General features: G+C 45.1%; 12 protein-coding genes. 10 read left to right on the forward strand and 2 right to left on the reverse strand.

The window, feature by feature from the left end; translation table 11 throughout:
* Positions 1-271: 271 nt before the first annotated feature.
* The 9 genes from GX019_01155 to GX019_01195 all read left to right on the forward strand — a co-directional run bounded on the left by GX019_01155 (position 272) and on the right by GX019_01195 (position 8,423).
* Entirely contained in the window at positions 272-1,663 is a 1,392-nt protein-coding gene (locus GX019_01155; GenBank protein HHT35761.1) for an MATE family efflux transporter, read from the forward strand.
* A 218-nt stretch (positions 1,664-1,881) separates the two neighbouring features.
* Positions 1,882-2,700, forward strand: coding sequence for an ABC transporter ATP-binding protein (locus GX019_01160; GenBank protein HHT35762.1), 819 nt, complete (start codon positions 1,882-1,884; stop codon positions 2,698-2,700).
* The gene (locus tag GX019_01165; protein HHT35763.1) at positions 2,697-3,506 is read left to right on the forward strand and encodes an ABC transporter permease subunit; all 810 of its coding nucleotides are present in this window, start codon (positions 2,697-2,699) and stop codon (positions 3,504-3,506) included. The genes GX019_01160 and GX019_01165 overlap by 4 nt, the downstream gene beginning before the upstream one ends.
* 80 nt (positions 3,507-3,586) lie before the next feature.
* The gene (locus GX019_01170) at positions 3,587-3,949 is read left to right on the forward strand and encodes a hypothetical protein (GenBank protein HHT35764.1); all 363 of its coding nucleotides are present in this window, start codon (positions 3,587-3,589) and stop codon (positions 3,947-3,949) included.
* 146 nt (positions 3,950-4,095) lie between these two features.
* On the forward strand, positions 4,096-4,947 hold the full coding sequence (locus GX019_01175) for an AraC family transcriptional regulator (protein ID HHT35765.1): 852 nt from the start codon (positions 4,096-4,098) through the stop codon (positions 4,945-4,947).
* A 21-nt stretch (positions 4,948-4,968) separates the two neighbouring features.
* Positions 4,969-5,592 (forward strand): hypothetical protein, encoded by a 624-nt coding sequence (locus GX019_01180; protein HHT35766.1) that lies wholly within the window; start codon positions 4,969-4,971, stop codon positions 5,590-5,592.
* A 167-nt stretch (positions 5,593-5,759) separates the two neighbouring features.
* Positions 5,760-7,019, forward strand: a complete 1,260-nt coding sequence (locus GX019_01185; GenBank protein ID HHT35767.1) for a hypothetical protein — start codon at positions 5,760-5,762, stop codon at positions 7,017-7,019.
* 61 nt (positions 7,020-7,080) lie between these two features.
* Complete coding sequence (locus GX019_01190) at positions 7,081-7,530, forward strand: DUF386 domain-containing protein (GenBank protein ID HHT35768.1); 450 nt, start codon at positions 7,081-7,083, stop codon at positions 7,528-7,530.
* 143 nt (positions 7,531-7,673) lie between these two features.
* Positions 7,674-8,423 carry a methyltransferase domain-containing protein gene (locus tag GX019_01195; protein ID HHT35769.1) on the forward strand — a complete coding sequence of 250 codons (750 nt, stop codon included), beginning with the start codon at positions 7,674-7,676 and terminating at the stop codon, positions 8,421-8,423.
* A 35-nt stretch (positions 8,424-8,458) separates the two neighbouring features.
* Here GX019_01195 and GX019_01200 read toward each other — a convergent pair whose 3' ends face one another.
* Both GX019_01200 and GX019_01205 read right to left on the reverse strand, forming a co-directional pair.
* Positions 8,459-10,921, reverse strand: a complete 2,463-nt coding sequence (locus GX019_01200; GenBank protein ID HHT35770.1) for a hypothetical protein — start codon at positions 10,919-10,921, stop codon at positions 8,459-8,461.
* A complete protein-coding gene (locus GX019_01205; protein HHT35771.1) occupies positions 10,921-12,786 on the reverse strand; it encodes a hypothetical protein in 1,866 nt (621 codons plus the stop codon). The genes GX019_01200 and GX019_01205 overlap by 1 nt, the downstream gene beginning before the upstream one ends.
* A 116-nt stretch (positions 12,787-12,902) precedes the next feature.
* On the opposite strand from GX019_01205, the gene GX019_01210 reads away from it, so the two are divergent.
* Positions 12,903-13,229 (forward strand): thioredoxin family protein, encoded by a 327-nt coding sequence (locus GX019_01210; protein HHT35772.1) that lies wholly within the window; start codon positions 12,903-12,905, stop codon positions 13,227-13,229.
* Positions 13,230-13,282: the final 53 nt, after the last annotated feature.

A 13,282-nucleotide genomic window follows, 5' to 3' on the forward strand; every position in this document is an offset into this window, starting at 1 on the left:
AAGATCATATCGGCCATTGCTACGGCAAATATCCAATGCATCATTGCATTTATAACTAAATACCAGTTGACTCGTTCCCTTAGGGTTGGTGGGTCCTATTTCATCCTACAGTTGCTTGACACGATCTTTTTGTTTTGGGTTTATAGCAAAGTCTGTTTCAATATGATATCATTAATGTAATGATATTTTAAACAGATAAGTCCAACACCAGTGAGGATCTGTCTGGAGTTTTATAAATATTTAGGAAAAAATGTAAAGGAAGAGTGTACTTATGGCAGTAAGTAAACATGAAATGGATATGACTAAGGGGTCGCTCTTTGGGCAGATCCTAATATTTGCAGTGCCGATTATGGCAATGAATCTTCTGCAGCTGTTATTTAACGCTGCAGATATGGTTGTGGTGGGGAGGTTTTCTGGCAGCGAAGCCTTGGCTGCAGTTGGTGCCACCGGATCGCTGATCAACTTAATCGTAAACGTGTTCATGGGACTGTCTGTAGGCACGAGTGTGGTGGTAGCCCAAGACTATGGTGTTGGTAAGCCCCAACCGATCAGCAGGTCGGTCCATACTTCAATTGCAGTCAGTATAGTCTCAGGATTTATTGTAATGGTGTTGGGACTTATCCTCTGCGGTCCCATGCTTGCCATGATGGGTACACCTCACGATATCATTCACCTTTCGGAATTATACATGCGGATTTATTTCCTGGGGATACCGGCAAGTATGGTTTATAACTTTGGCGCAGCCATCCTGCGTGCGGTTGGCGACTCTCGCCGTCCAATGAACTACTTAATTATCAGCGGCATCGTCAATGTGATTTTTAACATGTTTTTTGTAATCGTATTAAAGATGAGTGTGGCGGGAGTGGCTTTAGCGACCGTCATTTCTCAGTACCTTGCTGTATACTTAATTCTCCGCTGTTTAATCAAAACTGATAGGGCGATTCGTCTGTTCCCGCGTCAAATACGCATCGATAAGCAGAAGCTAAAAGATATTGTCCGAATTGGACTTCCTGCCGGTCTGCAGAGTCTGCTCTTTTCAATCTCAAATGTCTTAGTTCAATCAGCAGTTAATTCATTTGGTTCTACCATGGTTGCAGCCAGCTCGGCAGCAGGTAATGTGGAAGGCTTGGTGGGTACGACCATGAACGCCTATTACAACGCGGCCATTACATTTACCGGGCAGAATATGGGAGCAAAGAATTATGATCGGATCGACTCAGTAGCTAAGATCTGCACAGTACTAGTTTTTGCCACTTGGTTTGTGTTAAGCGGAGCAATGCTTGTATTTGGCGAAACATTACTGGCTCTCTATACGAAGAACCCTGAGGTGATTGAGCTCGGCATGATGCGCTTGAAGATTATGATGGTCGCATATTTTACCTGCGGCATCATGAATGTCTATCCGGGATTAACCCGCGGCATGGGCTACTCGATTCTGCCGATGCTCTGCACTTTAGTGGGGGCATGTCTGATGCGGATAGTGTGGCTGGTAACAGTATTCAGGTGGTATCCGACACCAAATGTGCTGTTTATCTGCTATCCGGTTACCTGGGCACTGGCGGGAATTGGTCAGGTGATCAGTTTCTTCTACGCCCGCAAGCAGGTACGCAAAAAGGCTGCGCTGGCAGCGGGGCTTACAGCTGAAATGGGTGCATCTGTATAATTTAGAAGACACAGAGACCGTCTCTCGATCATGGAGAGACGGCTTTTCTAACTGCTCCTCTAATAAACAGAATGGAATGGAAGAGAAACTAACTAACCCATCGGCAAGGGATGCCTTCTGAATAGTGAAATTATCAATCATAAAGAGGTTTAGGAGGCAGCTGTTATGGATGTAATTCGCATACAAAATCTGAAGAATATTACGGCAGGCACCGCGGAATCGAGAATGTATCGTTTTCGGTAAGGGAAGGGGAAATTCTCGGTTTTGTGGGTCCAAATGGGGCCGGAAAATCTACAACAATTAGGATTCTGCTGAACTTTATCTTTCCCACCAGCGGCACCGCTTCCATCTGCGGGAAGGATGTAGTAACTGAAAGCAAAGCAATTAAAAAGTTCACCGGTTATGTGCCCAGTGATGTCCGCTACTACCGTAACCTAACGATCAAGAAACTAATTGAAATCAGTAATGGTTTCCACGGCGCAGGCTTTGATCAGGAGACGAAGCGGTTATGCGAGCTGTTTGAAGTTGATTTGACTAAGCGTTTTGGCGAGCTTTCTACCGGTAATAAGAAAAAAGCCGCGATTGTGTGCGCACTGGCTGTAAAACCGAAGGTTTTGATTTTAGATGAACCCACCAGCGGACTTGATCCCATGATGCAGAAGCGATTGTTTCGCGAGCTGACGAGTCAGGCAGAGAAAGGTACTGCGATACTGCTTTCCAGCCATAATCTCAGTGAAGTGCAGGAATACTGCGATCGTGTGGTTTTTATAAAGCAGGGAGAGATTGTTACGACCGCAGATTTAGGTTTACTGAGCCAACCGCGTAAAATTGTGACGGTGTGGGGAGGAAAGGCAATGAATAGTGCAGGTTTACAACTATTGGAGGAAGTCGGCAAGAAACGAGTTTATCGCTATCAGGGTGAAGGAGAAATACTGCTGGATATATTGAAACAGGCTGAGCCAGATGATTTTACTATTGAAAACGAAAGCCTGGATGATTACTTTATGGACCTTTATGAGCAGGAGGAAAGCCGATGAATACTTTCATGCTGGAACTGCGCAATACTTGGAAGAGTGTTATGATCGGGACCATTGTGTTCTGTGGTTTGACATTTTTTATCTTGGCATTCTTCCCTTCGATGCAGACTGATGCGATGCAGCAGCTTGCTGGAGCAAAACTGGAAGGAATTGATCCGGTGCTTTTGGCAGCATTTGGTCTTGGAGAACTTTTTGATTTCACATTAATTACTAACTTTTTCGGCTATGTGCTGCAGTATCTGACGATTGCCGTCATGATCTTTATCATGCAGTTTGCGGTTAATTCCTTAGTAAAAGAGGAAACTGACGGAACTATCGAACTGCTGTACAGCAGACCGATCAGCCGCAGCCATATCTTTATCCAGAAAGCAGCTGCCAATATATCCGTCTTCGCTGCGCTTCTGGCAGTGCTGAGCATCACAACCATCGCGGGATACCTGCTGTTTACTGACTATACGTTGACTGCCAGCGTTAAGGAAGCGGGGATTCTCTACGGTTCGATGCTCTATGTGGGCTTGATTTATCTTGCTGTCGGGATGCTTTTATCAGCAGTGTTGAAAAGCAGCAAATCTACTTCTGGTGTGGTTTTAGCGGCTGTATTTGGAACCTATATTTTAGGGATTACCAGTATTGTCGTGGAGAGGCTGAGCTTTTTGCGCTATTTCTCTCCTATGGAATGGATTAAGATCCAAAAATTGCTGAAAGAAGGAATCCTTCCGGTTGAATGGCTGATTGGCATCGCAGTGATAGTAGTCAGTTTTGCAGCCGCCCATGGAATTTACCAGAAAAGAGACCTGCGGCTGTAAAAAAACTCGGTTTTTTTGAAAGGAATTTCTATCCAGGAGCGGAATATATTGGCGAGAATATTTTAGAAAGGCTGAGATTGATGAAGCCGGACTTGATTATCGCTGATTTGGGGCAGCGAGTTGCAGAACTTGAGCGCAGGATGGACCTTGTTGCGGAGTTGGAAACGCGGGTAGAAAAGTTAGAAGAACTACTTGCGGAAATTCAGCGGCAGCTTGAGGATATAGATGAGATTGCTGATCTGGAAGACCGCATCGATGATGTTGACAGCAGAGTTGATGTTATTGAGGATCGTCTTGACGATGCAGAGTCAGAACTTGAAAAGATCGATGACCTTGACCTTGAACAGTTGGAAGAACGAATTGATGATCTAGAATATGAGTTTAGTCGCCTGGAAGATGAGGTAAGTGATTTAGAAGATCGTCTGGAAGATCTTGAAGAGTGAACTGTGGAACAAGGAATAAGCCCTTTAATGGGGCTTTTTTTGTTGATGAGGAGGAAGGTTTCCAAGGAACTGGTGGGGAAGTTATTGAATGTGATTATCGGAAGCGAACTTCAAGCTGGAGACTTCCGGGGTAGGGAGATTAAGTAATGACCCGCAAAGTAATGGATCAATCATGGACATATGAACACTATAACAGCGAAGCAGAAAAGGCGGCTCTCTATTATGTGCAGAGTGCCGGTCATTATTATTCTAAACCAATCTACTGCTGCCGCCGCGAGGGACTTGATTCCCTCCTGATAAAATACACTTTGGACGGAACCGGTTATCTGAAATACAATGACGTTTCTTATACGGTGCGCCGCCATCAGCTCTTTATTATCGACTGTATGGCGCCCCACTATTACGGCAGTTCCAAAACAGATTTATGGGAGATGGTCTGGATTCATTTTAACGGGAACAGCAGCCGCCTTTACGTCCAGCAGATTCTTAAAAACAATGGCCCGGTATTTGATCTGAGCGCAGAACCAAACAATACGATTCTCCCAAAACTGCTGCAGATTCACCAGCTGATCAGATCGCATAATTACCAAGCCAATATTGTTGCATCACTGCTTTTGAATCAGATTATCACAGAACTGCTGTTAAGGTCCAGCGAGGAACAGCAGGATTTACAGCAGCTGCCGCCATCGACCACTCACGCAATTAGATATATTAAGGGGAACTATGAAAAACCGCTGACACTGGATCAGTTAGCTGATGTCGTTGGCATGAGCAAGTATCACTTTGCCAGACAGTTTAAGCGCCATACCGGCTTCAGTCCCCACGAATATTTAATTAAACAGCGCATACAGGAGAGTAAAATTCTGTTGAAAAACACAAATCTATCGGTCGAAGTAGTTTCGCACCGAGTTGGATTTGAAAGTGTGAGTCATTTTATTCAAACTTTTAAGAAATCTGAGGGAGTAACTCCGCTTCGCTTTCGCAGGATGTGGAATTAGTATAAATCGAGGTGATTTTACTTGAGCAAGAAAATTGACTACAAAAAGGATTTTAAGCATTTGTATGTACCAAAAAATGAGCCTGAAATTATAGATGTACCTGTGATGCAGTTTTTGATGGTCAGCGGTTCCGGAGATCCCAATGGTGACGAATTCAGCAAAGCGGTGGAGGCGTTGTACAGTCTCAGCTATGCGGTGAGAATGTCTTATAAAAGCGCAAACGTACCGAGTGGATATTATCAGTATACAGTTTTTCCCCTTGAGGGAGTATGGGACCTGCTTGATTACACGAAACCAGCTACCGATAAAAGCAACTTTAAGTATACGCTCATGATCCGTCAGCCTGATTTCCTTACATCCGAGTGGTTCGAGTATTTCTTGGAGCAGGTGAGTAAGAAGAAGCCTAACCCATATCTTGAGAAAGTGCGCTTTGAGGAGGCTGCTGACGGATTAAGCTGTCAGATGATGCATCTAGGAAGCTTTGATGAAGAGCCGCGAAGTTTTGCGAGGATGGAAGCATACTGTGAGGAGCACGGTTATGTCCGCGCCAGCAAAATCCATCGCGAGATTTATCTTTCCGATCCCCGCAGAACTGAATCAGCTAAGCTTAAAACCGTACTCAGGTTTCCTGTCAAAAAACAGTAGCCGTTTTCGGCACGCCTTTATTGTGAATATCATCACAATTGCGGTTAAATATTAATAAGAAGGTGTTTGGATTGAGTAACTTATTAAGTGACCATGAATCCCGGGTGAATAGGGCCTTAATGCAAATTCTTACAGCTGCATTCCTTGTTTTTTACGTACTGCTGACATTGGTTTTCAAGGTTGGATTTGTGCAGGGTTCGTTTCTGCTGATAGGTGCGCTTTTTACCTTAGCAGTAGGGGGATTGAGGAGAACACGGTACGCTTCTGTCTGTAAATACTTGTTTGCGGTTGTGCTGGCAGCTGTTCTAACAGCCTTGATCGCCATTCTTAAGGAGTACAACACCGGAATTCCCTTTGCAATTGCCATATCTCTAATAGCGATTGCCATGTATTTTAATCAGCGGTTAGTCGTGGTTTATGCGGGCGCGCTTCTAGCAGCTAATGGCCTTTATGCTTATTTTAATCCAGAGGTGTATATCCACAACTATTCAGCTCAAAATTGGGTGTTTCTGGCAGGATTATTCCTGTTGGGTACAGTATTAGCTTGGAGCTTAGCTAGAACAGCGCATAATTTGGTTACTTATGCCGAGCAGAAAGAGCAGGAAGTTCAAAAACAGAATGATGATATGGTTGGACTGCATGAGACAATTAAGGCAGTTGTGAAAGAGGTATCGCTGATTGGAACCGACTTCTCTAGCTCTACTTCTGAGACTGCCAGCTCGATTGGACATGTTGCGGCTGCAGTTCAGGAGTTTGCGGCTGCTGCTGATTCTATGAACACCAAATCCCAATCAATTGCTCAAACAGCAAGAGCGGTTGATGAGCTCGCAAACCAGGGTCTAAAGCAGATGGAGAGCACGCAGACAGTAATGACTGGCGTGATTAACTCATCTGAGCAGTCTCAAGCTGTTGTAGAATCATTATCAAAAGCAGCTGGAGAGATGGCAGGAATTATCGATATTATCGCGGACGTTGCTGAGCAAACTAACTTACTCGCACTTAATGCTGCCATAGAGTCTGCGCGTGCTGGTGAACAGGGCCGAGGGTTTGCAGTGGTTGCGGAAGAGATCCGGCATTTAGCGGAAGAAACTCAGCATTCAACAGCCAGCATTCGCAATCTCATTCAGGAGTTTACTCAACAAACCGCGATTGTCAGGAATACTTTTATCAACAGCAATACGCAAACAAAAGCCGGATATGCTTCTATCAATGAAACTGAAACTATGTTAAAAACAATTGTGGAGAGAATCGGACAGGTTGCGGTGGAAATTCAGGCTATCGCCACAGCAACTGAGCAGCTTACCGCCGGAAGTGAAGAAATCGCTGCATCAACTCAACAGCAGGACTTGGCTGTTCAAAGTTTATCTGCAGCAGCGGAGAAATTGACAGTGGTTACAGCAGAGCTTGAAACCTTAGTAAAAGCTTAAATCTAGGAAACAATAGATCTGTGGTAGTATGATTCCAAATGATATCAAGGAGGAAGTCCAAATGATTTTTGATCGACTGCACAATGCCGCAATGTATTATGGAATCAATCTGCGGATAGATACTGCCCTGGAGTTTTTGCTGAACAATGATCTTTCCGGGGCTGAACCGGGGCGCTATGAGTTAGACGGAGATAATATTTACTATCTTGTGCAGGAGTATCAGAGCAAACAGCCGGAAGCGGCTAAATGGGAATCCCACCAAAAGTATCTCGATATCCAATATATACTCTCGGGCACTGAACTTATGGGTTATGCCCATGTCAGCGACATGGATGTTATCCAAGACGCTTTGGAAGCAAAGGATTGTTTATATTATGCCGGAGAGGGCAGCATGGTTCTGGCCAAGGCAGGCTCGTTTGCTGTTTTCTTTCCTGAAGACGCACACCGTCCGGGAGTAATGGCCGGCGAACCAGAGTTAATCAAGAAAGTTGTAGTTAAGATCAAATTGTAGGAACAGGCTGCTGGGCCTTGTTCCTTTTTTCAATGGAGGGATGGGGTTTAGATAACCAGCATTTTTGCTTAGGAGCGGTGCAGGGGAGGAAAGAGTAGTTCGCACGCCTAGTCCAAAACTACGTTTAAGAGGAGAGAGAAAAAATGGATCTGCTGGAACTGATTATTGAGTACCATAAGGATAATGACCGGCAGGGACCCGGCAGTGAGGAAGCAACCTTAAAAGCTCTGAGCTATCTTCCGCATTTAGATGTAAATACTAAGATTTTGGATATAGGCTGCGGCACCGGCGGGCAGACACTTACTCTGGCTAAGAACACCAAAGCCCAGATCACTGCTGTGGATATACTGCCCGAGTTTTTAGGAAAACTTTGGCAGAGGGCCGAGGAAAACAATGTCTCCAGCCGCATATCGGCAATAAGAATGTCCATGGATAACTTAGAGTTTGAAGAAAACACTTTTGACGTGATTTGGTCAGAAGGGGCGATTTACAACATCGGCTTTGCCAAGGGGCTATCCCTTTGGAGAAAGCATTTAAAAGATAACGGGTATATTGCTGTTTCAGAAATATCGTGGCTGACTGACTCAAGACCAAGAGAAATCGAGGAGTACTGGATCAGCGCCTATGGGGAAATTGATACGATTGACGCTAAACTATCTGTGATAGAAAAATCAGGGTACACGCCTATAGCTAATTTTGTTTTAGAGGAAAGATGCTGGATGGATTATTATCGCCCGCTGCTGGCATATGCAGAAGCATTTCTGAAAAAGTATGACTATGCAGATGAGGTAAAAGTGTTTGTTGAGGAGACTGTAGAGGAAGCAGAGCTGTATCATCGTTTTAAGGACTATTACAGCTATGTGTTTTATATCTCCAGGAAAACAGAATCTTAATTAGAAAAAGGCAGGTGCGCGACCTGCCTTTTAGATTATTTGACTACTTCTAATCTTACCAGTTCACCATAGATAATCTCTGCCATCTTTTCGGCACCCGGTTTCGTAAAGTGGGTATAGTCACTGCCGCCTTTTTTGTTGAGCACATAGTAAGTGTCAAGTACCGCCTGTTTTTCCTGCTGGGTACCGGGCAGACTATTGTAGTGGGCTAACGCGAGATTGTGAGCGTCGATCATCAATGTACCGGTAGTTTCTGCCACTTTTCTTGCACTCGCTGCATAAGAGCCGAGGGTAGCTGTAGAAGTGAATCCGTGCATCGGCACTGGTGTCACGATTACCGGGACAGCTCCTCGCTGCTTAACACCTTTAATATAGTACTCAGAGAGCAGCATCTCATAGTCGGCGTTGGATGTATAGCGTTCTTCTTTGTTGTACGTTCCGTCGTTATGGCCTAACTGGATCAGCACGATGTCACCGGGTTTTATGCTCAGCAGAACGCTTTCCAGCCTTGCCTCCCGATAGAAGCTGGCAGTACTTCTGCCGCCGATGGCTCTGTTGTTGACAGTGTAACCGGAACCTAAGAACTTACCGATCTTCTGTCCCCAACCGGCCATCACATCATTGGCCGCATAGCTCTGCACAGTAGAATCGCCGATTAAATGGACTGTCGGTGTGCTGCCAGGTTGTTCCTGTTCAAGTTTAGTAATCTCGATGCTGTTGACAAAAGCTTTGTACTGAACTTCACCGCGCTTTTCGCCAATAAAGTCGATATCTAGAATACCGTCGACAAGGGCAACATCGAAGACAAGCTCAGAACTGCCGCTCCGGTTGACATTTCCTTTGACGATGAGGTTATCGTATTTATCATTCGAGCGGAAGCGCTGGGTCGGCACATTCTCAACACCGATTGTCAGGTAGTTAGAATCGGGATCATTAAATGTCAGTTTTACTCTGTAGTTACCGGGATCAAGCTTCTGCTGGAAGCGGAAGAATCCATTGGGTGAATAGAGGTAATCTCCCTCAACCGGACTGTCAGCGTCAATAACAGCTGCTTGGACAGGGGTACTTGGATCAATTCCAAATCCTGTAGCATCACTGTAAACTGCGTCGGGCGTAATCTTAATATATCCTGCTTCGGCTGCACCGGTGCCTAAATCGTAACGCATTGGATGAATCACAACCTTTTTTGCTTGTGTAATTATGGGATCCGAATTTAAAACAGCTCTTACAGATGCGTTAACCGGTTGAGTACTTGGTTCGATGGTAAGAGTACCGGCTGCGCTGTCAACTGTCAGCCCCGGATGGGACAGAGGGAAGAGATTATCTTCATCATAGAGCTGCCATGTAACAGACTCGTCAGCTACTATTGTACCATCACTGCGGTTTACTGTCACTGCAAATGTCTCAGTTTTTGGGTCAGTAAAGGGAATCAGGATGCTGTCGCTGCCTGATATCTCAATGTTCAGGTCTGTGGCAGTAAGCTGGATCTCCTGCTCAGTGGTCACACCACCGGCAGTGGCTGTAACAATAATCACTCCGGGCTGAGCACTAGGATCTGCTTTGAGCCATGCTGAGTCGGCTTCATCGACAATTGCTTCAATTTCCAGCCCCGGATATTGTTCCTTAAGCGCCCATTTAAATGATGATCCTGGAATAATCATGTTCTGCTCGTTGTAAGCGCGGGCTGTAAGTTTCAGCTGTGTGCTGTCTTGTTTCGGTATTTGCAGTCCATTCCCGGCTTGATAAACGCTGATGCTGGCTACCTGGGGAATGTAAGCTTTGACATTGTCAATATAAACCGTCTTATCCACAGCTTGATCTGGAAGGAAAACATTGATGTTTCTAATTCCTGATGCCTGCACGCCGCTGCTGATGCCAAAGTCTAAATCTACAGCTTCGCTGATTAATTTACTTCCATCATAGACTTGAACGGAATATTTTCTAGTATCGGTATTAACCACCAGCTTAAAGCTGTACCATTTCAAGTTAGAACTATTTTCTACTAGAGTTACGGTACCGGAACCGTGTGCTGCAACAATATTGCGGTCTTCGCGGCCGATGGATACTGCAGTGTGGCCAGCGTTCCAGTTGGTCGGAGCAGTGCTTTTTAAGGTAATGGTACCTACACCGTCCCAGAAGCAGACATCAAATTCGATCATTGCTACGCCAGAAATGTTGAGATCGCGCGAGAGTACAGTTGAGCCTTTGGTTACTCCGTCGCCGCGCATTCCCAGCTCCGAGTAGACCTTAATGTAGTGGTTTTTCCGAAGACTGTTATATTCTAAGGAAGCGCTGCGGGTAGCATTTGAACCCAGGATAGCCCAGCCATCAAAATTTGGGTCCGGTTCCTGGGCAATTTCAGTTCCGACGGGATAGTCGTATTCAAAACCTTCGATGCCATCAGCAGGAATCAAATACTGAGCAGCGAATGCTGAGGTACTGATCAGCGCTAAGATAATCAGACAGGGCAAGAAAAGATATAAAGCTCTTTTACTCATTAGTGATTACCTCCCATTGTGATTTCACTGCCGTTTATCACGACATGATTGCCGTAATCGCCATTAGCAGCTGCAATTCGTAAATGTGCACCGCTGCCAGCTTGGTCAGTGCTGATCTGAACTTCCAAGGGTTTAGAGCTGTGTGCATCGATCTGCTGGGTTGTGACCGCTGTATCGATTACATTTCCAGCCTGATCAACAAGCTCAACAATCATGGTTACTGTTTTCGATTCAGTGCCAGTGTTTTTCGCCAGCATCGAAATCCTAACCGGAGATTGGTCTAAGTTGTAGATGTATTCACCAGAAGCGTTCTTTAATTCTGGAGTGTAGAGCTTCAGTGTTTGATCTGATGCATAGTTTGTTTTTTGAGGTGTAGTATAGATACCCGGAATCTCCTGCCGCTTAATATCTTCGGTAATGATGCGGGCCAGCTCTAAAGCGCCATAATAGTTGGGATGGGTGTTATCTGCATAAAGTTTTCTGGTTTCTGCTTCGCCGATGCTGACAAAATACGCGGAGCTTAATGCTGCGTTGTCGATCAGCAGCACGTCTTTTTCAAAGGCCACGAGGCGTATCGTTCCATAGAGAGATGCCCATCCAGATACTCCATGGGTCAGATTGCCTTGTGGATCTACACTAAATCCATCTGCTCTGCCTTGGGGAATTACTAGAATTGGAATGCCGCCCTTGGATCGGATCTGATCGACAAAGTATTCAAGGTTGGCTTTAAACTGGGAGTTAAGGATTTTGTTCCGGTCGTTAATTCCCAGCTGGCAGATGAAATATTCTCCCGGTTTGATCTGCTCAACAATTCCATCGAAAGCGCCATCTTCTCTGAACCACTGGGTGGTTTGGCCGCTGGTGGCATAGTTGCGGATGTTGATATCATTAGTTAGATAGAAAGGCAGAACTTGTCCCCAGCCGGTGATGGCACCTTTGTTAGCGGGCTCTAAAGGATAATAGTTGCAGACAGTTGAGTCGCCGCCCAGCCAGATCGTGGGTTTGGTAGAAACCTCATCACCGATCTTTTTAACTTCTAACCAAGCCAATTCGTAGGAGGTACCTTCTTTTCCGGTAACTGTAATCTTTGCAATTCCGTCAGGAATCTCCATTTCAAATTGGTCGACCGTGAAGGCTCCGGTAATGTTCAGCACTCCCGGAAGTCCGTTTACATAAATGCTCATCCGGGCAATTGTTCCCACTGCATACTTAAAGCTGTACCGACCCGGAACAAGAACAATATCAAAGGAGTTAGAACTTAAACGTCCATGGTCAGAAAATCTGACCGCATCCTGATAGAGCGGATCGGTCGAGGCTCGATTGAGCCGGTTCTGAACTTTGTCGATGGTAGGCTGTGCAAACCCATAGCCGAGCTCAGGATCAAATCCGAAGTCAGCCGGCATTTTAATGTACCCGGGTGCGCGGACAGCGTGACCAAAATCAAACTTTAGGATTTCGGAGACTTCCAGATTAGTTGTCTCAGGGGCGAAACCGCTGAAGGTGAGATTGAGTTCTCCATCGGCAACTTCAACCTCAAACGCTGCTTCAACGGAGTTTACTAGATGCTCTGAACTTGTGTAATAGCGGACTTGGTCTTCAGCTCTGATTTCCATTACCTGTGGTGAATCCGATTTTGGAGCGGTTACAGTTACATTATAGCTGCCATTTGGCAGTTCAACTGCAAACTCAAAGCCGGTATCACTGGTCAGAGTAATAGGTTCATTTCCTAGCTGATAATAAAAGACTTTGTTAGCCGCCACTGCGCCGTCCTTTCCTAATTCCTGAGCCTGGGCAAAAGGTAAGCAAAGAAAGACTGCCCAACAGACTACAACTGCAGTAATAAATAATCGATATTTATTTTTCATGAGATCCCTCCTTAGTATCAATGGTATCGGAGATTGTCAACAAAGTCACTAAGACTTATTGCTGTAAAATATAAGAATATTGCTCTGCACTTGTATAGCAAAGGAGGTGATGTTTTATGGAACTTATAACCAACTTAGAAGGCGTTGAGAAGCTTATTAAAGAACAGAAACTGGTCCTGCTCTTTTTTGGCAGCCAGGACTGCGGTGTATGCCGTGATCTGAAACCGAAAGTGGAAACTCTGCTTGAACAATATCCGCAGATAAGATCTGCATATATTGATACAAATGAATTTATGGAGCTGGCGGCTTTCCACAGCATCTTTTCTATTCCGGCTGTACTCGTTTTTATAGAAGGAAAAGAAGTCATTAGAGAAGCCAGGTATATCAGTCTCAGGCAGCTGCAGAGCAGAATCGAGCGGTATTATCATCTGCTGTTTTGTTAGGAAAACGATGAGTTTGCGCGGTTTTTTAACTTTTCTAACCCTAATACTGGAAT

Source organism: Bacillota bacterium, assembly GCA_012837335.1.
Classification (GTDB): domain Bacteria; phylum Bacillota; class Limnochordia; order Darwinibacteriales; family DTU012; genus DTU012.